This is a genomic window from Anabaena sp. CS-542/02 (assembly GCF_028331085.1).
GTDB classification, from domain to species: domain Bacteria; phylum Cyanobacteriota; class Cyanobacteriia; order Cyanobacteriales; family Nostocaceae; genus Anabaenopsis; species Anabaenopsis arnoldii.
On the sequence record NZ_JAQMTM010000143.1, the window covers coordinates 1 to 22208 of the forward strand.

The 22208-nt window shown below is 42.7% G+C and carries 22 protein-coding genes; 15 read left to right on the plus strand and 7 right to left on the minus strand.

What is annotated here, in order from left to right; all coding sequences use genetic code 11:
- On the plus strand, positions 1 to 1446 hold a 1446-nt coding region (locus tag PN447_RS14940; RefSeq protein ID WP_271763822.1), incomplete at its 5' end, for a Calx-beta domain-containing protein.
- Between the two features lie 189 nt (positions 1447 to 1635).
- Here the strand turns inward: PN447_RS14940 and PN447_RS14945 are convergent.
- Complete coding sequence (locus tag PN447_RS14945; RefSeq protein WP_271763823.1) at positions 1636 to 3186, minus strand: ATP-binding protein; 1551 nt, start codon at positions 3184 to 3186, stop codon at positions 1636 to 1638.
- A 190-nt stretch (positions 3187 to 3376) separates the two neighbouring features.
- On the opposite strand from PN447_RS14945, the gene ilvA reads away from it, so the two are divergent.
- Positions 3377 to 4897 (plus strand): threonine ammonia-lyase, biosynthetic, encoded by a 1521-nt coding sequence (gene ilvA / locus PN447_RS14950; protein ID WP_271763859.1) that lies wholly within the window; start codon positions 3377 to 3379, stop codon positions 4895 to 4897.
- A gap of 30 nt (positions 4898 to 4927) precedes the next feature.
- Here the strand turns inward: ilvA and PN447_RS14955 are convergent, their stop codons facing one another.
- Positions 4928 to 5701 carry an N-acetylmuramoyl-L-alanine amidase gene (locus PN447_RS14955; RefSeq protein WP_271763824.1) on the minus strand — a complete coding sequence of 258 codons (774 nt, stop codon included), beginning with the start codon at positions 5699 to 5701 and terminating at the stop codon, positions 4928 to 4930.
- Between the two features lie 483 nt (positions 5702 to 6184).
- On the opposite strand from PN447_RS14955, the gene PN447_RS14960 reads away from it, so the two are divergent.
- Positions 6185 to 7165 carry an aldo/keto reductase gene (locus PN447_RS14960; RefSeq protein WP_271763860.1) on the plus strand — a complete coding sequence of 327 codons (981 nt, stop codon included), beginning with the start codon at positions 6185 to 6187 and terminating at the stop codon, positions 7163 to 7165.
- 70 nt (positions 7166 to 7235) lie between these two features.
- On the opposite strand, the gene PN447_RS14965 is transcribed toward PN447_RS14960, so the two are convergent.
- Positions 7236 to 7439: a hypothetical protein gene (locus PN447_RS14965; RefSeq protein ID WP_200988967.1), complete on the minus strand. Its 204-nt coding sequence runs from the start codon at positions 7437 to 7439 to the stop codon at positions 7236 to 7238.
- A gap of 94 nt (positions 7440 to 7533) precedes the next feature.
- Between PN447_RS14965 and mnmE the strand changes: the two genes are divergently transcribed.
- The 4 genes from mnmE (at position 7534) to PN447_RS14985 (ending at position 11193) form a co-directional block, all read left to right on the plus strand.
- Positions 7534 to 8925, plus strand: coding sequence for a tRNA uridine-5-carboxymethylaminomethyl(34) synthesis GTPase MnmE (gene mnmE, locus PN447_RS14970; RefSeq protein ID WP_271763825.1), 1392 nt, complete (start codon positions 7534 to 7536; stop codon positions 8923 to 8925).
- Positions 8926 to 9060: 135 nt separating this feature from the next.
- Complete coding sequence (locus PN447_RS14975) at positions 9061 to 9831, plus strand: SDR family NAD(P)-dependent oxidoreductase (protein ID WP_271763826.1); 771 nt, start codon at positions 9061 to 9063, stop codon at positions 9829 to 9831.
- Between the two features lie 29 nt (positions 9832 to 9860).
- Positions 9861 to 10193 carry a hypothetical protein gene (locus tag PN447_RS14980; protein ID WP_271763827.1) on the plus strand — a complete coding sequence of 111 codons (333 nt, stop codon included), beginning with the start codon at positions 9861 to 9863 and terminating at the stop codon, positions 10191 to 10193.
- Between the two features lie 94 nt (positions 10194 to 10287).
- Positions 10288 to 11193: a lysophospholipid acyltransferase family protein gene (locus tag PN447_RS14985; RefSeq protein ID WP_271763828.1), complete on the plus strand. Its 906-nt coding sequence runs from the start codon at positions 10288 to 10290 to the stop codon at positions 11191 to 11193.
- A gap of 12 nt (positions 11194 to 11205) precedes the next feature.
- Here the strand turns inward: PN447_RS14985 and PN447_RS14990 are convergent, their stop codons facing one another.
- On the minus strand, positions 11206 to 12585 hold the full coding sequence (locus tag PN447_RS14990; RefSeq protein ID WP_271763829.1) for a hypothetical protein: 1380 nt from the start codon (positions 12583 to 12585) through the stop codon (positions 11206 to 11208).
- A gap of 97 nt (positions 12586 to 12682) precedes the next feature.
- On the opposite strand from PN447_RS14990, the gene PN447_RS14995 reads away from it, so the two are divergent.
- Entirely contained in the window at positions 12683 to 15811 is a 3129-nt protein-coding gene (locus PN447_RS14995; RefSeq protein ID WP_271763831.1) for an alpha-mannosidase, read from the plus strand.
- 32 nt (positions 15812 to 15843) lie between these two features.
- Here PN447_RS14995 and psbN read toward each other — a convergent pair whose 3' ends face one another.
- Positions 15844 to 15975: a photosystem II reaction center protein PsbN gene (psbN, locus tag PN447_RS15000; RefSeq protein ID WP_200988972.1), complete on the minus strand. Its 132-nt coding sequence runs from the start codon at positions 15973 to 15975 to the stop codon at positions 15844 to 15846.
- Positions 15976 to 16166: 191 nt separating this feature from the next.
- Here psbN and psbH point away from each other — a divergent pair, with 191 nt between their 5' ends.
- From psbH to pth, 3 genes are all read left to right on the plus strand, one after another.
- On the plus strand, positions 16167 to 16370 hold the full coding sequence (psbH, locus tag PN447_RS15005; protein WP_200988973.1) for a photosystem II reaction center phosphoprotein PsbH: 204 nt from the start codon (positions 16167 to 16169) through the stop codon (positions 16368 to 16370).
- Positions 16371 to 16532: 162 nt separating this feature from the next.
- Positions 16533 to 16805, plus strand: coding sequence for a TatA/E family twin arginine-targeting protein translocase (locus PN447_RS15010; protein ID WP_271732655.1), 273 nt, complete (start codon positions 16533 to 16535; stop codon positions 16803 to 16805).
- Positions 16806 to 16839: 34 nt separating this feature from the next.
- Positions 16840 to 17478, plus strand: coding sequence for an aminoacyl-tRNA hydrolase (gene pth / locus PN447_RS15015; RefSeq protein ID WP_271763832.1), 639 nt, complete (start codon positions 16840 to 16842; stop codon positions 17476 to 17478).
- 118 nt (positions 17479 to 17596) lie between these two features.
- Here the strand turns inward: pth and rpsU are convergent, their stop codons facing one another.
- On the minus strand, positions 17597 to 17773 hold the full coding sequence (gene rpsU, locus PN447_RS15020; RefSeq protein ID WP_200990068.1) for a 30S ribosomal protein S21: 177 nt from the start codon (positions 17771 to 17773) through the stop codon (positions 17597 to 17599).
- A 172-nt stretch (positions 17774 to 17945) separates the two neighbouring features.
- The gene (rsmI, locus tag PN447_RS15025; protein ID WP_271763833.1) at positions 17946 to 18806 is read right to left on the minus strand and encodes a 16S rRNA (cytidine(1402)-2'-O)-methyltransferase; all 861 of its coding nucleotides are present in this window, start codon (positions 18804 to 18806) and stop codon (positions 17946 to 17948) included.
- Between the two features lie 33 nt (positions 18807 to 18839).
- On the opposite strand from rsmI, the gene PN447_RS15030 reads away from it, so the two are divergent.
- From PN447_RS15030 to PN447_RS15045, 4 genes are all read left to right on the plus strand, one after another.
- Complete coding sequence (locus PN447_RS15030) at positions 18840 to 19736, plus strand: sugar kinase (RefSeq protein ID WP_271763834.1); 897 nt, start codon at positions 18840 to 18842, stop codon at positions 19734 to 19736.
- A gap of 20 nt (positions 19737 to 19756) precedes the next feature.
- Positions 19757 to 20608, plus strand: coding sequence for a 3'(2'),5'-bisphosphate nucleotidase CysQ family protein (locus PN447_RS15035; protein WP_271763861.1), 852 nt, complete (start codon positions 19757 to 19759; stop codon positions 20606 to 20608).
- Positions 20609 to 20809: 201 nt separating this feature from the next.
- Positions 20810 to 21142 carry an RNA recognition motif domain-containing protein gene (locus PN447_RS15040; protein ID WP_271763835.1) on the plus strand — a complete coding sequence of 111 codons (333 nt, stop codon included), beginning with the start codon at positions 20810 to 20812 and terminating at the stop codon, positions 21140 to 21142.
- Positions 21143 to 21432: 290 nt separating this feature from the next.
- The gene (locus PN447_RS15045) at positions 21433 to 22194 is read left to right on the plus strand and encodes a hypothetical protein (RefSeq protein ID WP_271763836.1); all 762 of its coding nucleotides are present in this window, start codon (positions 21433 to 21435) and stop codon (positions 22192 to 22194) included.
- Positions 22195 to 22208 lie beyond the last annotated feature (14 nt).

The window sequence follows — 22208 nt, forward strand, 5'->3', positions numbered from 1 at the left end:
ATAGGGAACACTAATGTTACCAGCAATGCTAACTGGACGGTTACATATACAGGAACCAACCCCCCTAACGCCGCCGACTTTGGCGGAACTCTCCCCACAGGTAGAGTCACCTTTGCAGCGGGCGAAACATCTCAAGAAATTACAGTCAATGTCAGTGGTGATAGGGTAGTAGAACCGGACGAAACCTTTACCGTTACCCTATCCAACCCCAGCAACGCCACTATTACCACAGGTACTGCTACCGGGACAATCCTCAATGATGATGCGAGCCTAGACATCACCCCCACCAACGCCATCAGGTTAGAAGGTAACACGGGAACCACCCCCTTGACCTTCACAGTTACCCGCACAGGAAATACTAATATAATCAGCACTGCTAACTGGGCGGTAACAGGTACAGAATTCAACCCCGCCAACGCCGCCGACTTTGGGGGAAATCTTCCCACGGGTACTGTCACCTTTGCTGCAGGGGAAACATCTCAAGAAATTACAGTCAATGTCAGTGGTGATACCGTAGCAGAACCAAATGAAACCTTTACTGTTACCCTATCCAACCCCAGCAACGCCACCATTACCACTGCTACTGCTGCGGGGACAATTCTCGATGATGATTTAACAAATCCCCCTCAACTGGTGATTAACCCTGAAAGCAACAAGGTTACACCAGGAAGGGGAGATATCACCTTAAACTATCGTCTTGATAACTTTAACGATTCTCAGATATCTTTTGCCGGATTTTCAATTTACTTTGATAGTTCTGAACTGAATATTAACACTGGGGATGTTAATCTGTCTAGTTCTGTGGGGACTATAGTTAGCAAAACCATCATTGATGACACAGCAGATGCTGATAATGACCCTAACACTGATAAGGAATTGATTCTGACTATCAGCCCTCTTGAGTCTACTAACAGTGATAGCGTCTTTGTGAATATTCCCTTTACCACCACAGCTGGTTTTGATGGGGAAAGTAGAGTTAACTTTGCTGCTAGCAGTGGTAACCCTGGTGTGGATGTCTTAGGAGTACCTTCGGTCACAGTCAGTGGACTTGCTGCGGATATTGACGGTAACGGTAGGGTAACAGGTGCTGATTTATTGTTTATTAGCCAATATCTGCTGTTACGGAATAATCCGAATGTGGATGCGATTTTACAAAGTTCTTTTAATCTGTTTAGCACTGAAACCGTGGGAGCTACAAATACCACCGGTGCTGCTTTGAGGAATGCGATTACTAATGGGGTGAACAGATTAGCCTTTGACGTTGATAGTAATGGTCAAGTCACAGGGGGGGATATTTTCTTAATTAACCAAGGGTTGTTACTGAAGAATAACTCTAATGTCAATGCCATTCTGCAAACTACCTTTAATCTATTTACCAGTGAACTCACAGGACCGAGAAACACAGGAGCCGAAATTAATGCTTTTATCTCTGAGTTGCTGGGGTAAATAAGTAACTGTTGACGGTTGACGGTTCACGGTTGACGGTTGACGGTTGACTGTTGAGGGGTCAGGGTTTAAGAGCTACGACCACGGGGAGCCAGGGGTTAGAAACCCCTGTCTAATAGCTAAAGTCGGATAAATCCGACTGGGTGTTAACTGTTGACGGTTGACCCTCAACAGTCAACAAATCCAAACCTACCCCCGAATAACTGTAATATTTCTACCTTGAGGACTCACGGCTATTTCGGTGGTAGTGCGATCGCTAATGGGGGGTAAATCAGGGCGGCGGTCAAATATTACTAACCATCCTGTATTTAGATTGAGTCCTGATAAATACTTATCTAATTGTATCAATCCTTGGGGTAAGGGGTCTGGTTTACCCTGTTTCCATACCTTTAATTCCATCCCTAAGACTACATCCCCATACCTTAAACATATATCCATCCTCCCGGAGCCAGTGGCGTATTCCCGCTCTAAGCTACCACCACCATTGACGACACGGTGTAAAAATGCCATTAATACTAAATGAGGGGCTATTTCTGGGTAAGGGGTACTTTTAAATAATGGTTCCCCGTGTTGTCGCCAAAAGTCTAGAAATGACTCTAACAATGCTATTGCATCGAGTTTACCAGTAGGTGTTAACCAGGTGGGTTTAACAGATGTTAAGGAAGCAATTGTGACATTGGCTAAAGTTTTAGGAAAAACTTCTCTGTAAATAGGATTAGCAATTTCAATTCCACCACCTCTATCCCGGTTACATAAACCTAAATCTAGGACATAGCGTAAATCATCATCAGGAACATTGCCTAACTCGTCACCGGCTAACATGGGTTGAATAATTGCTTTTACCCTATCTTCTCGCAGTCGCTCGGCCAGACTATCTAGATGGGTGTCTTGCCTTTGAATTAGTATATCCTTGGCTTGATTGATTAAATCTACTGTGATGGGAATATTCACATCTTCTGCTAAATACTCTGTAACTTGACGGGCGATCGCATTAACTAACCAAGGTTGACCCTGGGTTAAATCATAGGCGTGGTGAATGGCTGCGGGGGTAAAGATTTGCCCTGTGGCTTGAGTATGTTGTTCGTATAGACTTTTGACATCTTCTAAAGTAAAATTACTTAAGGTTATAGACTCTACCTTGATATTAAAAGGGCTAGAGGTATTTAACCTATCACTACCACTAGAGGCTACCTTATAATCACGTACATCCCGCATCCCGATTAACGCCACACATTGGGGGAAACCTTGGGGACGATTGGGATAACCATCGCGAATTTGTCGTAATATAGCAATTAAGGTTTCATTAGCTAAAGCATCGATTTCATCAATAAACACCACTAAAGGAAGGGATGAAACCTTTGCCCATGATTCTAATGCTGCTCCAATCCGTCGCCCTACAGGAGCATCAGGCCATTTAGGGGGTTGTAATTCATTGGGTAGCCTGTAACTAATAGCGCCCCGCCAAGCGTCTAAAATGGCTAATTCGGCAATATCTGGTTTATCTGGAAAAGCCGCCCCCACCTCTACAGATACCATGACGGCGGTGTACTTACCACTGGCTGTTAATTCCTGTGCTAGGGTGAGCATGGCAGTAGTTTTACCGGTTTGTCTGGGTGCATGGATGACAAAGTAATTGCGCTGCGCAATCAGGCGTTTTAACTCTGGTAAGCGTTCACTGGTGGGTAGGGTATAGTGTATATCTGGTTGACAAGGGCCAGCAGTGTTAAACCATTTAGTCATAAAAGTTTAAGTATAGGTTGATTTGATTATAACTCCCATGATTGTTGACGGTTGACGGTTGACAGTTGACTGGGATAGATGACTAGGCTATCCGCTTCATAGAGAATTGGTATTAAACCTCAGAGTTTTCTGCCACCTAGGTACACAAGTAAAGGTAAAATTAAGAATCTATCTTCAAGTCACCGCATCTATAAGCCCCATGTATTGCGATTACCTGGTACAAATTCTGACTGCTCGTGTGTATGATGTTGCCCAGGAAACCCCCCTGGAATATGCCCCAAATCTCTCAAAACGACTGAATAATAATCTCTTGCTGAAGCGGGAAGATATGCAGTCAGTGTTTTCTTTTAAGCTGCGGGGTGCTTATAACAAGATGGTAAATCTGGCACCAGAACGGCTAGATCAAGGTGTAATTGCCGCATCTGCGGGTAATCATGCTCAGGGTGTGGCTTTGGCTGCTAGTCGGTTAGGTGCGCGAGCAATTATTGTCATGCCGGTGACTACCCCCCAAGTTAAAATAGATGCGGTGAAAGCTAGGGGGGGAGAGGTGGTATTATATGGTAATACCTATGATGATGCCTACGCTTATGCTCGTGAGTTGGAGGCAGAAAAAGGATTGACTTTTATTCATCCCTTTGATGATCCTGAAGTGATTGCTGGACAGGGGACAATTGGGATGGAGATTTTACGGCAATACCAGCAACCCATCCATGCAATTTTTGTGGCTATTGGTGGCGGTGGTTTGATTTCGGGAATTGCAGCTTATGTTAAACGATTGCGTCCGGAAATTAAAATCATCGGTGTTGAACCTGTGGATGCTGACGCTATGTCACAATCGCTGAAGGCGGGACATCGTGTACGTTTACCCCAGGTGGGTTTATTTGCTGATGGGGTGGCGGTACGAGAAGTGGGTGAAGAAACTTTTCGTTTATGTCAGAATTACGTAGATGAAGTTATTTTAGTAGATACAGATGATACCTGTGCGGCGATTAAAGATGTGTTTGAGGATACACGTTCAATTTTAGAGCCGGCGGGTGCATTAGCGATCGCAGCTGCTAAAGCTTACGCTGAACGAGAACAAATTCAGGGAAAAACCTTGATTGCTGTAGCTTGCGGTGCTAATATGAACTTTGACCGTCTGCGGTTTGTGGCGGAACGCGCCGAATTTGGCGAACGTCGTGAGGCTATTTTTGCAGTAGCTATTCCCGAAGAACAGGGTAGTCTGCGGAAATTTTGTCAATGTATAGGCGATCGCAATCTGACTGAATTTAATTATCGCATAGCCGACGAACAAGAAGCCCATATTTTTGTCGGTGTACAAATCCAAAACCGTGCTGATGCAGTCAAAATGGTAGAAACCTTTGAAACTTATGGTTTTAAAACCATTGACTTAACCGATGATGAACTGACAAAATTACACCTGCGCCACATGGTGGGTGGACATTCTCCCCTAGCTCATAATGAATTACTCTACCGGTTTGAATTTCCCGAACGTCCCGGCGCTTTAATGAAATTTGTCGGTTCTATGAGTCCTAACTGGAACATTAGTATGTTCCACTACCGTAACAATGGGGCAGATTACGGGCGAATTGTGGTAGGAATGCAAGTACCTCCCCAGGAAATGCAGGAATGGCAAGCATTTTTAGATACCCTTGGTTATCGTTATTGGGATGAAAGCCAGAATCTGGCGTATAAACTGTTTTTGGGGTAGCTTTCTGTCTACCCCAAATATAAGACAATTTTAGGCTTTTAATTCCGCGTGTTCTTCAAAGATAAAATGTTCATCTCGTCCCTTGATACTGTCGTCTGGCCATTTGACCCAATAATGTCTTTCTTCCAAACGAGCATCTAAAAAGGGATATTCCCCCGGAACAATATTTTCTAAAGTTTCTGGGAGTAAGTCTGAGGATTGATCTGTAGAAGGTTTGAGGATGGTTGGCTGTTTAATGATTAACGTACCAGGTAAACTGGTATCCTCTGGGGGAGGTGGAGGAGCATCTTTACCCACTAAGCCAACTTTGATCGCTTCGGCCATTTTTTCGGCATCAAACAGATCCATATCGGCTTTAGAATCAATAAAGCAACATTCTACTAGAATCGCCGGCATGGAAGTATTCCTGATGACAAAAAAAGCGGGTTTGCTTTTAACTCCTCTGTCCTTAAATCCTAGTTTGACAATTTCATTGAGCACTCGGCGAGCAATAGCTTGAGAAGCATTGCTAATGGCGAAAACTTCTGAACCTCTGGGAGCATTTGTAGGGGAAAACGCGTTGAAATGTATAGACACAAAGATGTCTACTTGATTGGCGTTAGCTTTATTAACTCGTTGACGAAGAGAATCACTTGATGAGGTGGCGGTACTAGGAGTGCAATTGATCACACTGTGACCCAATGCAGTTAATTTTTGCATCAGGCGAGTGCCTACATCTTTAGTTAGGACATCCTCTCTTTTTATACCTACTGCACCAGTATCACGGGGAGGGCAGTTGTGTCCTATGTCAATTCCAAATTTCATACGGGGATTTCTTTAAAGGCTAATCAATCACGGTTTATTGACACTCTCCGGGCTGAATCCGCAGAGATTCTTGGTTCAACGAGTGCAATTAGATTAGACACCTTGCGGTACTTAACCCAGAGGTGGTTCTCTCCTAAGCGCGTTAACTTTCCGAGTGCTCCTCGGTAGTTGGATTACTCCAAGAATTTGTTTGACTTAAATTCGCTTGTAGGCTTACTAGTATATGTAAATTTTTATCATACATATATTTTATTTTGAAGCCCGCCTTATACTTATAGCCATTAAAAAGACTAATGTCATCTATCTAAAGATAGATATTAGATAAATATTTTTCGTATCTAGGGTTACTATTTGATAGCATACCGTGACCTAAACCATAAAAAACTCAGTACACAGGCGACACAAGATAATCAATCGATCGCCTTTTCGGTGTTCTCCTCCATAATGAATTGTGATAGCCATAGAAGTTTAGAAACAGTCAATATGCACAGCAGCGAAAAACTATCTCTCCCCCTGATGGGTTGCGGTACTTGGGCATGGGGTAATCAACTACTCTGGGGATATAATCAAAGCATGGATGCACAGTTACAAGCTGTGTTTAACCTGTGTGTGAGCAGTGGTGTAACTTTGTTTGATACAGGTGATTCCTACGGAACTGGAAGATTAAACGGACGCAGTGAGTCACTCCTGGGACGATTTACCAAAGAATATCAAGGTGCAAATCAAGATCATATCTGCATTGCGACCAAGTTGGCGGCTTATCCTTGGAGATGGACAGCTCAATCAATGGTCAAAGCTTGTCAGTCATCGGCTCAACGCTTGGGTAAAAATGTTGATTTAGTGCAGATGCACTGGTCTACAGCTAATTATGCACCTTGGCAAGAATCAGGTTTGTTAGATGGTTTAGCTGATTTATACGCACAAGGATTAGTTAAGGGGGTGGGCTTATCTAATTATGGACCAAAACGTTTACAATTTGTCTATAAAAAATTTGCGGCGCGGGGCGTTCCCATTAAGACTTTACAAGTCCAGTATTCTTTACTATCTACCTATCCGGTGACGGAATTAGGTCTCAAAGATGTTTGTGATGAATTGGGGATAAAATTAATCGCCTATAGTCCTTTAGCATTGGGGATATTAACTGGAAAATATACAGAAACTGGGAATTTACCCCCTGGTATCCGGGGTTTATTATTCAGACAACTATTACCAGGAGTGCGATCGCTGGTGGAATGTTTGCGGGAAGTGGCAAAATCTAGAAATAAAACTATGTCTCAAGTAGCAATTAACTGGTGTATTTGTAAGGGAACCATTCCCATCCCCGGTGCGAAAAGTGTGGAACAAGCACAGGAGAATATTGGTGCTTTAGGATGGCGGTTAGACTCTGGCGAAATTACCGCATTAGATCAAGCTGCAGCCAGCACAGATAAAAAAATGGTACAAAATATATTTCAAACACGGTAAAAATATTGGTAGAGACGCACGTAATCACATCTCTACCCACAGGCTTAATTGCGGAATCTATGATTTACCCTCAGCTATCGCTATCAGGAAAAACCCATTGAGGTGGTTCCATGATTTTCTTGCGCAGGCGTTCTTCTGCGATCGCCAGCATTTGGTCTAGGGAAGTTTCTTGAATAAATTTGCTTGTGGCTTCTCTAAATTCGATATTGGGGCAATTATCCCCTAAAACGCAGCCGTTAACGCAGGCTTCGGCACAATTGATTTTTTGTTCCATAGTCAATTCCTCTCTAGTGAAAATATATGATCTAAAACTCTTGCTACTCTAAGAGCATATATATATATACAATTTTTTGCTAAAAAGGGCGCTTATGTCGGAACTCTTAGCTATTACTGGAACCATCGCCGCCATCGCTACGGCTGTGGTTCCCCAACAAGGTAGCGTTACTATTGTACGGGTATCTGGTTCCCAAGCAATGGCGATCGCTCAAACCCTATTTTACGCTCCTGGGGGTCAGGTTTGGGAGAGTCACCGCATTCTTTACGGTTATATTCGTCATCCCCAGACCCAACAATTAGTAGATGAAGCTTTGTTATTAATCATGACAGCACCCCGTTCTTATACTCGCGAGGATGTGGTAGAATTTCATTGTCATGGTGGTATGATTACAGTGCAGCAAGTCTTACAACTGTGTTTAGAACAGGGTGCTAGACTGGCTCACCCAGGAGAATTTACTCTCCGGGCTTTTTTAAATGGACGACTAGATTTAACCCAAGCCGAAAGTATAGCCGATTTAGTGGGAGCGCGATCGCCCCAAGCTGCTCAAACTGCTTTAGCTGGTTTACAGGGAAAATTGGCTCATCCCATCCGACAGTTACGCGCTGACTGTTTAGATATTCTCGCAGAAATTGAAGCCCGGATTGACTTTGAGGAAGACCTACCCCCTCTGGATGATAAAGGCATCATATCACAGATTAATCAAATTGCTGCCGAAATTAGTAAATTATTAGCCACTAAAGATCAAGGTGAACTGCTGCGAACAGGTTTAAAAGTGGCGATTGTGGGACGACCAAATGTGGGTAAGTCCAGCTTATTAAATGCTTGGAGTCAGAGCGATCGCGCTATTGTCACTGATTTACCAGGTACTACCAGGGATGTAGTGGAGTCCCAGCTTGTGGTGGGGGGGATACCTGTACAAGTCCTGGATACAGCTGGAATTAGGGAAACCGTAGACCAAGTAGAAAAAATTGGCGTTGAGCGATCGCGTCGTGCAGCTAGTGCTGCTGATTTGGTATTATTCACCATTGATGCTGCTGCAGGATGGACTGAGAATGATGAGGAAATTTACCAACAAGTAAAAGACCGTCCCTTGATTTTAGTGGTTAATAAAATTGACTTACTAGAAACTACATCTATTGTATCTAGTAACTATCCTGACAATCTTGAGGAAATTGTTACCACAGCAGCGGCTAAAAATCAAGGAATTGATGCTTTAGAAACAGCAATTTTAAAGATAGTTCAAACCGGAAAAATACAAGCTGCTAATTTAGATTTAGCGATCAACCAACGACAAGCCGCAGCTTTAACTAAAGCCAAAATATCTTTAGAACAAGTGCAAATGACAATAGCTGCACAATTACCCCTAGATTTCTGGACAATCGACTTACGAGGCGCAATTCAAGCATTAGGAGAAATTACCGGAGAGCAAGTTACAGAATCTGTATTGGATAGAATTTTTAGTAAATTCTGTATTGGTAAGTAAATCTTATGGTGTGGGTAGATTACCCCCTTTTACCCTACAGATTTAATCCCAGATAATCCTGAGAAAGTTACCAACGATAAACACAGATGGTGTAAAATACCTTATGTTAATCCTCCATTCATCAAGATGAAATAAATGGCTTTTGGAAATTATCTTAATGCTGCTAATGCCTTAATTGTTGGTGCTAGTCAGGGGATAGGTTTAGGTTTTGTGAAAAATTTATTGGAAGATAGTAGAATCAAAAAAATTTATGCAACCTATCGTCAAAGAGAAACAGCAGGGGAATTAATCGCTTTACAAAACCAATATCCTGATAAATTGACTTGTTTATCTATGGATATTACCCAAGAGTCCCAAATTGTCGCAGTTATCCAACACATCAAAGCCGAAGTCAACCGGTTACACTTAGTAATTAACTGTGTCGGAATATTACACGACGACACCTTACAACCTGAAAAAAGTTTAAGACAAATTAATTCAGAAAATTTACTGCGCTACTTCCAAGTTAATAGTATTGGTTCTATTCTACTGGCTAAACACCTGTTACCCTTATTCCGCCATCCTGAACCCAGCGTTTTTGCGAGTATTTCTGCTAAATTAGCTAGTATTGGCGACAACGAACTGGGTGGTTGGTATGGTTATCGTGCTTCTAAAACCGCACTGAATATGTTTATGCGGACAGCAGCAATTGAGTATGGGAGAAGTTCCCCTAAAACACTATTAGTTACTTTACATCCTGGGACAACAGATACAAGTCTATCCCGTCCGTTTCAAACAAATGTCACCAAAGACAAGTTATTCTCTGTAGAACGCACGGTTCAGCAACTATTACAAGTGATTTCACAACTGGAAGAAGGCGACAGCGGCCAATTTTTCTCTTGGGATGGAAGTAGGTTACCTTGGTAGCTGAAATTAACTGATGCTGAGGAAAACCCATGAAATTTTTTATTCCCGCTGCTAATGACCATACCAGAGCCGAGGATGTTTATCACAAGATTGCTCAATTCGCCCAAGCTCCAATTACTCAAAAGCGGATTTGGAAGTTAAGCTGGGTTGAGAACGGTGTCAAGATGGAATCTGAAGTGGGTAGACCTTTACCATTTCCATATCTCACCGGTCAAGAGCTAGTTTTAGCTATTTTTGATTGTGAAAACCTGTATAAAATTTGTACTCTCACTCATGGAGCAGTCAAGGGAACACCTGTGTTAGTGGTAAAAAACTCCCAATGCTCAGTAGTCTATTTTTCCCCTGATATCAATAGTAATTAAATCGGGAGGTTAACTTTTATTTGAATATCAAGAATTATGATCTATTCATGAATTCAAAGAGGGTTTTATTAAAATTCCTACTAACAAGTATTTTGTGCAAGACTCAGCTGATTTAACCCCCGCAACGATTGAGCGGGTAAAAGAAGGTGTAGCTGCTGCCAGCGATCGCGCTGTACGGGATATAATCAAAGAAGTTCTTCAGGGTCTGGAAGTTATTAGTCAAGGACATCCAGAAACTAGAGTTCATGCGCTGGTGCGTCGTTGCGTATTACGAACTTTCATCCATACTTTGTTTCGCGTACGGGTGGAAAACCTTGAGAGAATACCGGAAAAACCAGCTATCCTCGCAGCGAACCATCTCCACCATATCGACCCCTTACTACTGCTCGGGGAACTCCCCACCCATCCCCACTACTATGTCCTGGGTGATGCTCGGACTCTTTATAATAAGTGGTGGAAGCGTTTTATATTGGGCTTTGTGGGTGGTGTCATTCCTTTAGAACGTATCTGGAAAGAAGAAGTCGCAGTCATAGAAGCAAGCAAGCACCAACGACAAGACCTTTTAGAACTAGCTCAAGCAATTGAGGAGAATGTACCCACTGGGGAGGATATCCCCACCCTGCGAAAAATCAACCGCATTGTCCAGGGTTTGTTATCCCGTGGTAACGGACTAGTTGTATTTCCCGAAGGACGCTTAGGAAACATAGAGGGTCAGTTACATCCTCTGAAGCGAGGAACAGTAATTTATGCTTTGCGGGCTGGTGTACCTATAGTACCAGTCGTAATAATTGGTACACAAGACCTGTATTTAGGCAAAAAGTTAACTGTGCGCTTCGGGGAACCATTATATTTTGACCAAACTTCTAGAATCAAGCGTCAGGAAGTAGATACAGCATTAGAAACCTTACAAAACGCTTTACTGAGTCTGTTACCCACTGACTATGTAGAACCAAAAGGAATTAAGATTTTGCGTCATTTTCTCAATCATATGTTCTGGTAGTTCAGGAGAAGATCACTCCCCGCGCCATAAGTTTTGTAAAGACTGCAAAACTTTAACAATGATTTCCTCAATCCATAGTATAATTTTATCTAGCCACTCTAGTAGTTTCTCTAAAGGGTGCTTGTCATAACCAATAAAAGTTGCGGGAACTTCTATCCAGTCTGGCGCAAATTCCCGGTTATGGTACTGATTGTCAGTTGTAGCTGGGGAATTAACCCCTGGAGAGGTTTTTACAGACCTTTGCAACCAAGGAGATTTGGTATGGATCTGAATATCAGACCAACTTGGGGAGATCACTGTCGGATCATTACTAAACAAATCATGGAAATCTAACCAGGAATCTCCGACTAAATCTTCTGAACCAGGGTATTTTGCCAGGATTTTTTCCGGTGATTTTTCCAGTTTTTTATGTTTATTTTCCCCAAAAAAGTAATTAATTGCAGCTGCAATTAAATCCCTAATATTCAGTTTATTAGTTTCTAAACTATCAGCATTGACTGCTATATCCTCTGGTTTGCCATAAATCAATATTTTTAGCTCAGTTTGAGCAATTGCGACCATCTCTTGGCTGCGCTTTTGTATAGGTAACAAAGCCTTGGTTTCCCATTTAGCCACAGATGTATCCAACCAGGCGATTAATTTATTAGTTAGAAATGAATTATTTGGTCTACCTTCCGGCAACGCTGGTATATTTGCTTTACTTATGCCGGTAATTGTTGCTAAAATAGATTTTTTAATCTTGCTAATTAATTGACTCTGTGGTTGGTTTTCAGGTAACTGCCCTGGTTGTTGAGAATTTTCTAATTCAAAGATTATCCTGGCGGCTAATTTTGCTTGTTGGTCAGGTGTGAGAATATCTAAAATTTTATTCTCAGTAGTAACAATTACCAAATTACGACTTACCAAGTGTGTAGCAATTCCCAGAATAACCTGATAGGGTGGGGTGGTTATCCTCCTACTACCATTCCCTAGCCATATGTTACGTTCATTTATAGGTAACGCCACGCTATCGCCATCAGAAAATTTTATGGGTGGGGTAGGGAGATAACGCCCAAGTTCCGACCGGAAAAACCGGAAAAATCTCACAGGTGCAGATTCAGAGTCAGAAGGTAAACTTCTCACTGCTGCTAAGACTCGTTCAATGGGTGCGTCAGATTTAGGCTCTTGCGGTTGTAACTTCAGTCTGGGTGGTGATTTAGCCTCTAAAGTTTTATTTGCTAATTCTGTGGGATGAAATAATTGGTAGAGGGGGTAAAGCAATATTTCCAGACTCCACTTACTTGCAACTTGCAAATGTCGGAAGGTGTGATCCCACTTTTGTGTCAACCGCCGAGTTTGCAGGTGGACAAAATTTAGTAGTCTACTTTGATAACGACCCAGAGAACCAGACATAATAAATAATGGTGATTTGCTTTTTTTGAGTCTTGTTGAGTGGTGAGACTCCCCCCCCAAGAATAATATATGTAGTTAACCTGATTTTATCGAAAATATGACCCTCCCCATGTCAAAATCTCACACTGAATTTATTTTGGCAACTATTGAGCAACTGCGCTCTTATTCTCAGGTAAATGTCCAGTCAGGTTGGGTAGGTTGGGAATGTGACTGTCAGATTACTGAAATTGATATATCTAAACTCTCAGATGGGAACCCTGTAAATCTCAATGCTAAAGCCCATATTGCTTGGACAAGGGGTAAAAAGGTGCTGTGGTTGCTGCAAAAGTTTGTAGTTCCCGAAAAGTTACAGGGTTATTCTGTAGCGGGTTTGTCTTTACGCTTGGCTTTGGTGTGGTGGGCCGATGTGGCTGAGATTTATGTGAATGGGGAGTTAGTGCTACAGGGAGATTTATTTGATTGTTCCCCCAGGGTGCTGCTAAGTCAAGGGGTGAAGGCTGGGGATGAATTTGTTGTGACTATACGTTTAGTCAGTCCGGGACATGATGATGGTGCTTTGGTGCGATCGCATCTAATTTATGAGTCTAATGATCATGATCATCCAGATCCGGGTTTTATGGCTGATGAGTTGGCGGTGGTACAGCTGTGTTTAACAAAGTTAGCGCCGGAACGGTTGGTTACTTTGGCTGAAGAATTGGCAACGGTAACAAAAGGCACATTATGCCCACACTTGCCCCTAGAGGAGTTACGGGAAGTTTATGGGCATTTAGCAGGGTTTATCAGCAGTTTAAATCCTAAAATCTATTTATTAGGTCATGCTCATTTAGATTTAGCATGGCTTTGGCCTGTGAGGGACACTTGGAAAGCGGCGCAAAATACTTTTGAGTCGGTTTTGCGGTTACAGGCTGATTTTCCAGAGTTGATTTTTTGTCATTCTACCCCAGCCCTTTATGCTTGGGTAGAGGAACATCGCCCAGATTTGTTTAGGCAAATTCAAGCCCAGGTAGCAGCTGGACGCTGGGAGGTTGTGGGGGGTTTGTGGGTGGAACCGGAATTAAATTTGATTTCCGGTGAGTCTATTGTACGTCAGCTGTTGTATGGTCAGCGTTATATCCAAGCTAAGTTTGGTAAGTTGTCCCCGGTAGCTTGGTTACCGGATACTTTTGGTTTTTGTGCGACTTTACCCCAGTTTCTAGTAAATGCTGGTGTTGAGTTTTTTGTAACTCAAAAGTTACGCTGGAATGATACTAGCCAATTTGATTATGACGCTTTTTGGTGGCGATCGCCTGATGGTAGTCAAATCTTTAGTATGATGTCCGCACTTATCGGTCAAGGTATTGACCCGGTACAAATGGCAACATACGCTGATGAATGGCAAAGCAAAACCGGTTTTAAACAGTCCCTGTGGCTTCCCGGTGTGGGTGACCATGGCGGCGGTCCTACCCGTGATATGCTAGAAACTGCCCAACGCTGGCAAAGGTCTGATGTTTTCCCAGATTTAGAGTTTACCACCTCAGAAAAGTATTTACAGCAAATCCAGGAGCAATCTAGCAATTTCCTACCTACTTGGAATGACGAACTATATTTAGAATTTCATCGCGGTTGCTACACTACCCATGCAGACCAAAAACGGTACAATAGACGTTGTGAAGATTTATTATACCAAGCGGAATTATTTGCTACTTTAGCCTCCCTTAGCTGTGGGGTGACCTATCCCCTTGACATCGAAAGGGCTTGGAAACAAGTTTTATTTAACCAGTTTCACGATATTTTACCTGGTTCCTCCATTACCCAAGTTTATCAAGATGCACTCCCAGAATGGCAGCAAGTAGAAACAGTAGGAACAAAGATATTACAAGAATCTTTATTAGCGATCGCCTGCCAAACCATTCTACCCCCTCCCCCACATCCCGAATCACAACCGATATTTATATTCAATGCTCTCAATTGGCAACGTTCTGAGGTTGTCTGTGTCACACTACCTGAATCTCACCCACAATGGCAAGTCTACAACCTTTCAGGACAGCCAATTACTTCTCAAATATCAGCAGACAGAAAACTGCTGTTTCTAGCTCCTGAAATTCCCCCCGTAGGTTACCGCATTTTTTGGCTTTCCCCCACATCCCTAACACCCCAACACCCCAACACCCCCGACTGGACTTTAGAAAATGAATTTCTGCGGGTGATAATTAATCCCGACACCGGAGATTTATCTAGTGTATTTGATAAAATGCATCAACGAGAAATTCTAAATGGAGCCGGTAATCAACTACAAGCCTTTAAAGATAGCGGACAATATTGGGATGCTTGGAATATTGACCCCAATTATGCCCAACATCCCCTACCACCCACACAACTAAAATCTTTAGAATGGTTAGACCAAGGCCTAGTACAAAGTCGTGTCCGGGTGGTGCGTCAATTAGGTAAATCGGAATTTTGCCAAGATTATATTTTACAAGCTGGTTCGCCATTGCTAAAAATTGCCAGCACCGTTAATTGGCAAGAAAATCAGGTAATGGTAAAAGCAGCCTTTCCTGTAAATGTAGAAGCTGATTTTGCAACTTATGAAATTCCCTGCGGTGTCATTCGTCGCCCTACTCACCCCCAAACACCCGCAGAACAGGCTAAATGGGAGGTTCCCGCCTTGCGTTGGGCTGATTTAACTGGGGAAACTCAGGTAAATGTAAATAATGTAAATAATGTAAATATTTATGGTGTCAGCTTGCTTAATGACTGTAAATATGGTTACGATGGTAAAACCAATCAATTACGTCTTACCCTGCTACGCAGTCCCAACTGGCCTGACCCAAAAACAGACAGAGGACTACATAAATTTACCTACGCCCTATATCCCCACGTCGGTAGTTGGGAAACAGCCCAGACAGTTCACCGTGGGTATGAGTTGAATATTCCCTTACAAGTAGTTATCAATCCCCCCACTACTCAGGATGCTACACCCTCACCCGGTGAAAGTGTCAGTTTCCTCAATTTATCCGCAGCCAATTTAATCTTAATGGCCTTCAAGCCCTCTGAGGACAACCCCCAGCAATTCATCCTCCGGTGTTATGAATGTCAGGGAGACACAGCGCAGTTAAGTTTACAGAGTCGTTTAGGGCTAAGTTTGGGAAATGCTGTAGATTTGTTAGAAGCGAAATCATCCCAGCCGCAACACTCAATCATAGAACCTTGGAAAATTGCCAGTTTTGAGGTGAACAGTGAACAGTGAACAGTGAACAGCCTGCGCACTGTTCCCTCACTCTAGTCTTCGTGGTCTTCAAAGGGGTCTGCTAACTGCTTACTAGGAGGACCGAAGGAAATGTAAATGGCATAACCCGTGATGGCAACTAAGGCAGCGCCAACGGAAATACTAACAATTGTTGCGGTGTCCATAAATGAAGGATTAATTATGAGTGCTATTATGGTTAAATTTGGCCTGAGTCGGCACTGTTTATTTTAACATTTGTTTCGCTGTCACTAAAATTATTTTCCCCATGGCAAGTTATGACTCGGACGCTTCATGGTAATAGTAGAATATTACAGAAGATGAAAAAAAGCTTTGGTAACTGAATCTTAGGTGAACTATGGCACAACGCACTAGGTTGGGAGATATACTCAAACCTTTAAATTCTGAGTACGGTAAAGTTGCCCCTGGTTGGGGGACTACGCCTTTAATGGGTGTTTTTATGCTCCTATTTTTCGTGTTTCTGCTGATTATTTTGCAAGTTTACAACAAGTCTCTGTTGATTCAGGACGTAATGGTTGATTGGCGCTCTTTGGGCGGCTAAGTCAATACAGCGCACCTGTACCCGGCTTGTCCGGGTTTTTTTTTGGTTTTATACCAAAAACGTTAGCCTTAAATAAGTCAGCATGATATACATAAGGAGAGTTTTGATTTCGATTCTCCCCAGCCTCACTTGACCGCATTGTCTATTTATAGGAGAAAGGGCGTGAATATATTTGGTATCGGTCTGCCGGAAATGGGTCTCATTATGGTAGTGGCTTTGTTGATTTTTGGTCCCAAGAAGTTACCAGAAATTGGTCGTAGTCTCGGTAAAGCAGTGCGGGGTTTTCAAGAAGCTTCTAGTGAGTTTCAAAACGAGTTTAAACGGGAAGCTGAACAAATAGAACAGGCTGTGAAAACTTCCGCACAAATCGAACCCAAGCAACTCGAAGCCACTAAATCTGAACAGGATGCGGCCGGTTCCTCCCCAATCAGTTAGGGAAGGACTAGCCAAAAAATTGATTTAAGGCATAATGACAGAAAGTGTTACGAAACCATCTCTGGTGATTCCCCAACTAATTGTCGGGTTGGGAAATCCTGAGCCTAAGTACGACCAAACACGCCATAATGTTGGCTTTGCTGCTATAGATGCACTGTCTCGTGCTTGGCAAATTCCTTTAGGGGAAAATCGCAAGTTTCAGGGTGAGTATGGCGAGGGAATAGCCCCGGGTAGGGGTAAAGTCCGCTTACTCAAACCTTTAACTTATATGAATCGCTCTGGACAGTCCATTCAAGCTGTGACTAGTTGGTATAAATTACCTCCTGAGTCTGTGCTGGTGATTTATGACGATATGGATTTACCTTTGGGTAAAACTCGTTTGCGCTTGTCTGGTTCGGCCGGGGGACACAATGGGATGAAGAGTACAATTTCCCACCTTAACACCCAAAACTTCCCGCGTTTACGCATCGGCATTGGTAAACCCAATGATGGTAGTAATAGCGATAAGTCTGAATCAATCTCTCATGTTTTAGGCAAGTTTTCTGCAGATGAAAGTCAACTGATATCTCTTGTGCTTCAGTTTGTGGTTGAGTGTGTAGAATTTAGCCTGAAACAGGGAGTAGAAAAGGCCATGAATCGTTGTAATAGCCACAATATCCCAGTCTATCCATAAACTCCGTGAAAATAATATACCCTCACCTCTGAGATGTGGTGGGGTATATCCAAAAATTTTATGTAATAATTAAGGCAATGTATTATTGCTGATGTTAGGTCAAGCCTAAATAGGTTTATTAAAACCTTCGCTTACGTCTAGCTGATACCGCCTTACGTTTGCGCTTTTCTAGAGGTGTTTCAAAGTGGCGATGAAACTTGACATCAGCTAATATACCAGCTTTAGACACCTGACGTTTAAACCGACGCAAAGCTGAATCAATACCTTCGTTTTCTCCTAGAACGACTTGGGTCATTCTTACCGCATCCTCATAATCAATACTTTCCACTGCAATTTTAGCCTCAAACTCAGGCAAACATCCCAAGGTACAGTCGGCATTAGGGGCAATTTATTAAATTTGTATTTGAGTTAATTAATTGTAATTACACTGAATATACAGTTGTTAAATCACCAAATCTATGGTATGATCATTGCTCGTTATCATTGCCCAGAGAAAGGGCTAGTTGATACAGCTGACGGCGAGGAAGAGAGGTAATTTTTGCTAATTGCCGGCTAGCTTGCGATCGCGATATTCCCTGAGTCATGATCTGAAGTAATTCAGCTTTGAGTTGTTCCTCTGTTAATTGGGGATGGACGGGGGGATTTCCGGCCAAAACTAGGGTATATTCGCCTTGGGGTTCACGCTGGCTGTAATGGGCGATAGCTTCGGCAATGGTTCCCCGCCAAAATTCTTCGTATAATTTAGTTAACTCCCGTGCCAGCACAATCTGGCGATCGCCACCCCAAACTGTTGCCAAGTCTTGTAAACTTTCTTGCAACCGATAGGGAGATTCATAGAAAATTAGGGTGCGGGATTCCGTCTGAAGAGACTCTAAATACTCCCGCCGTTTTGCTGCTTTAGCTGGAAGAAAGCCTTCAAACACAAATCTATCTGTAGGTAGCCCAGCTGCACTTAAAGCGGTAATCACCGCACTGGCCCCTGGAATTGGCACGACTGTTATTCCTGCATCAATACAAGCTATCACCAGTTCATAACCAGGATCAGAAATGCCCGGCATTCCCGCATCACTCACCAGAGCTATGGCCTGGCCATTTGCCATATACTCTAATAATTCCGGGATACGGCTTTGGCGATTGTGTTCATGGTAACTTATTTGAGGGGTTTTAATTTGAAAATGCTGTAATAGTTTCCCAGTGTGGCGAGTGTCTTCAGCTGCGATTAAATTTACTGTTTGCAAAATGCGCACCCCCCGAAAAGTCATATCTTCCAGGTTGCCAATGGGTGTAGCAACAATGTAAAGTGTTCCTGGTTTGGGTTCAGTCTGCATGAGTAAAAAAAAAATTAGCGTTAGGTGACACACATGAATAATCTCAGATCCCACCGGGGTTTATTTGTGGGTTTAATGACTTTGGATTTAATTTACCTCGCTGATTCTACCCCTAGAAATAATCAGAAAATTGTCGCTACTGACTATACTTTAGCAGCTGGTGGACCGGCTACCAATGCAGCTGTCACCTTTAGTTATTTAGGTAATCAAACTCAAGTTTTGGGGGTGCTGGGTTGTCATCCCATGACCCAACTGATTCGGGGAGATTTGGCAAAGTATCAAGTGGCGATCGCTGATCTTCAGCCTAGTATGACTACAGCACCACCTGTATCTTCCATTATTATCACCCAAAGCACAGGTGAAAGAGCTGTAATTTCTCTCAATGCAGCCAAAACTCAAGCTAATAGTGGATCTATCCCAGCAAATATTTTACAAGATATTGATATTGTATTAATTGATGGGCATCAAATGGCCGTCGGTCTAAGCATAGCGGCAATGGCTAAAGCTGAAAATATCCCAGTAGTCATTGATGGTGGTAGTTGGAAACCAGGATTTGAGGAAGTTTTACCTTTTGTTGATTATGCCCTGTGTTCGGCTAATTTCTATCCCCCTGACTCCAACACCGAGGCTGAGGTGTTGACTTACCTGAGTAAATTTAATATTCCCTACATTGCTATTACTCACGGGGAGAAACCCATTACATATTTATGTTCTACTGGAATGGGTGTTGTGGATGTCCCTCAGGTTCCATCTGTTGATACGCTGGGAGCGGGAGATATTTTTCACGGTGCTTTCTGTCATTATATTTTAGAGGGCAGTTTTATGGATGCGCTGGCAGTATCTGCGACAATTTCGGCTGATTCTTGTCGTTTTTTTGGTACTCGTCGGTGGATGGATGTTTCGGAATTGTCCACAGATGAACACAGATGAACACAGATGAAGAGGGGGGAATGAAGGACTTACAAGCAATATTGGCGATCGCTCTTGAAGTTAGTTGGGGTGCTTGTGATCTACTCAGGTCTTATTATCATGGCACTGCCAAAAATACCGATCTTGATATACAGTACAAACACAATGAGCCTGTAACTGTTGCAGATGTGGCAGTGAGTCGATATATTATCCAGGAGCTACAAGGGGCTTTAGGTAATCAAGATTTTGCCTATATCAGCGAGGAGACCTATCAATCACCGCTCACTAAGCAATCATCTCCATGGGTTTGGATTATTGACCCCTTAGATGGTACTCGAGATTTTATTCAAAAAACTGGCGATTATGCGATTCACATCGCCTTAGTCCAGGAATCACGTCCAGTTTTAGCTGTAGTTGCGATTCCGGAAGCTGAAAAGTTATACTTTGCGACTAAGGGAGGGGGTACTTTTGTCGCCACCCGTGACCAATGTTTTCCTATACAGGTCTCTTCCGGTAAGCCTATAGAAGATTTAACTGTAGTTGTCAGTCGCTCTCACCGCAATGAACCTTTAGATTATTTATTACAAAATTTACCTTGTCAAAATCAGAAATCTGTTGGTAGTGTAGGTTGCAAAATTGCCACAATCCTCGAAAAACAGGCGGATATTTATATTTCCCTTTCCGGTAAATCGGCCCCTAAGGACTGGGATATAGCAGCCCCTGAACTAATTTTAACAGAAGCTGGTGGTAAGTTTACTCACTTCGATGGCAGTTTGTTGCAATACAACACCCAAGATATTAATCAGTGGGGTGGTTTGCTGGCGAGTAATGGCGAACATCATCAACAGCTATGTGAGACGGCAGAAAAGTTAATGACAGACTGTCAAAGTTAAGTTTTTACTACCCTCTGTGAGTAAAAAAGTACCATTCTTAAACTTAAAAGCTATGAACTGAATGAACCTGAGAAGATTTAAAAATGCTGTGCTATATTCGTGGGTATAAAGATTATTTTCGGTGGAGTAACTCCTTTTGGTTTCTAAAAAGCGCCTCTCCGAATCTAACTCTCTACACTTCTCGGAATTCGGAGACATTCTATGTCAATTTACGTCGGCAATTTATCCTATCAGGTGACAGAAGAAGACCTGAAGCAGGCTTTTCAGGAATATGGAAAGGTTAATCGTGTTCAGTTACCCACCGACCGGGAAACAGGTCGTCCCCGTGGCTTTGCCTTTGTAGAGATGGAATCAGACGCAGAGGAAACAGCCGCCATCGAGGCTCTTGATGGTGCTGAGTGGATGGGACGTGATTTAAAAGTGAACAAAGCTAAACCCCGTGAGGAAAGAAGTTCCCCTCGTGGTGGTGGCGGCGGTAACTGGGGGGGTAACCGTCGTGGCGGTGGCGGTGGCGGTGGCGGTGGACGCTACTAATCCCTAACATTGCCTTAGTAGTTCCCAAATGACCCTAAGTCCCCCCCCATTGTAAATTTACTTTATGTTGGGGGGGATATGATTATTATGGTAATGTATATATATTTTTGTATCACTTTGGCAAAGTGATTAGACTGATAATATGATTTTTGCTCAACCTATAAGATGATTAGACATCTTTAAGCATTGGCGGAACTAATAGCCATAAATATATATATATATCTTTTATATTTACAAGGTGTGGTGAATATAATTACTCGGCAAGTTTTGGCTCAAGATTATCAGGAAAAATGTTGCGCGTTTATCATCTTGTTCTCGGTGCTATTTTATTAGCTTTAACCCCGGTGGGAGTAAAAACTATTCTCCCTAATTTTTCTACTGAGGTAGTAGAAAATCCCAATTCTGTAGTACAGACAACTCACAGCACTCCTTCTCAAACCACTACTGGAATTACTTCTAGTACCATGGAAGGAAATACTTGGCAGAAAATTTTGGGTAAAACACCTACACCCAAGGGCTGGGAAGTTGTCCCTTGTCAGGTAAACCCCTCCCTGCTGTGCGTTTCTTCCCAAGGGAAACTTTTGGGTACTGTGGAAATCGGAGTTTATCCGGTGAAAGAAAATCAAAAATTTCAAAAAAATCTCACAGACGCGGGTATTCCCCTGGGTTCTCAGCTAGATTACCAAAGTCCTGATTACCAAAACAAGTTATTAATTGCACTCCAGACTTGGGTGGCTGATTTCAACGCTAGTTTTGTCAAAGACCGCAGGGATATCTATGGAAACAAAATTATTTTCTCAGCTTACCCACCACAACCCGCATTAGTTGGTAAGCTCCAGGGAATACGCTACGGGTTTGTGGGACTCAGTCCAGAGGGTGGAGTGGAAGAGTTACATATTAGTCATGTCACCTTCGACGGTACGGCTATTTACGTGATGACTACAGCTTTTGGCGCTGACTCTGTTACAGGTAAATTTGAGCAACTGGAAAATTTAGCAATTTTTCAAGCTTACTTTTCGGCCATCGCTTCCAATTTAAAATTACCGATGTGAGGGACTCCACCCGA

What these genes read in the sequence shown, in the direction of transcription:
- pth (WP_271763832.1), top strand. Translation starts at nt 16,840, where the DNA reads ATGACAGAAAGTGTTACGAAACCATCTCTGGTGATTCCCCAACTAATT.
- PN447_RS14945 (WP_271763823.1), bottom strand. Translation starts at nt 3,186, where the DNA reads ATGACTAAATGGTTTAACACTGCTGGCCCTTGTCAACCAGATATACAC.
- PN447_RS14965 (WP_200988967.1), bottom strand. Translation starts at nt 7,439, where the DNA reads ATGGAACAAAAAATCAATTGTGCCGAAGCCTGCGTTAACGGCTGCGTT.
- psbN (WP_200988972.1), bottom strand. Translation starts at nt 15,975, where the DNA reads ATGGACACCGCAACAATTGTTAGTATTTCCGTTGGCGCTGCCTTAGTT.
- rsmI (WP_271763833.1), bottom strand. Translation starts at nt 18,806, where the DNA reads ATGCAGACTGAACCCAAACCAGGAACACTTTACATTGTTGCTACACCC.
- PN447_RS14960 (WP_271763860.1), top strand. Translation starts at nt 6,185, where the DNA reads ATGCACAGCAGCGAAAAACTATCTCTCCCCCTGATGGGTTGCGGTACT.
- PN447_RS14975 (WP_271763826.1), top strand. Translation starts at nt 9,061, where the DNA reads ATGGCTTTTGGAAATTATCTTAATGCTGCTAATGCCTTAATTGTTGGT.
- PN447_RS15045 (WP_271763836.1), top strand. Translation starts at nt 21,433, where the DNA reads ATGTTGCGCGTTTATCATCTTGTTCTCGGTGCTATTTTATTAGCTTTA.
- PN447_RS15035 (WP_271763861.1), top strand. Translation starts at nt 19,757, where the DNA reads ATGAAGGACTTACAAGCAATATTGGCGATCGCTCTTGAAGTTAGTTGG.
- rpsU (WP_200990068.1), bottom strand. Translation starts at nt 17,773, where the DNA reads ATGACCCAAGTCGTTCTAGGAGAAAACGAAGGTATTGATTCAGCTTTG.
- PN447_RS14995 (WP_271763831.1), top strand. Translation starts at nt 12,683, where the DNA reads ATGACCCTCCCCATGTCAAAATCTCACACTGAATTTATTTTGGCAACT.
- PN447_RS14990 (WP_271763829.1), bottom strand. Translation starts at nt 12,585, where the DNA reads ATGTCTGGTTCTCTGGGTCGTTATCAAAGTAGACTACTAAATTTTGTC.
- PN447_RS14955 (WP_271763824.1), bottom strand. Translation starts at nt 5,701, where the DNA reads ATGAAATTTGGAATTGACATAGGACACAACTGCCCTCCCCGTGATACT.
- PN447_RS15030 (WP_271763834.1), top strand. Translation starts at nt 18,840, where the DNA reads ATGAATAATCTCAGATCCCACCGGGGTTTATTTGTGGGTTTAATGACT.
- PN447_RS15040 (WP_271763835.1), top strand. Translation starts at nt 20,810, where the DNA reads ATGTCAATTTACGTCGGCAATTTATCCTATCAGGTGACAGAAGAAGAC.
- mnmE (WP_271763825.1), top strand. Translation starts at nt 7,534, where the DNA reads ATGTCGGAACTCTTAGCTATTACTGGAACCATCGCCGCCATCGCTACG.
- psbH (WP_200988973.1), top strand. Translation starts at nt 16,167, where the DNA reads ATGGCACAACGCACTAGGTTGGGAGATATACTCAAACCTTTAAATTCT.
- PN447_RS14980 (WP_271763827.1), top strand. Translation starts at nt 9,861, where the DNA reads ATGAAATTTTTTATTCCCGCTGCTAATGACCATACCAGAGCCGAGGAT.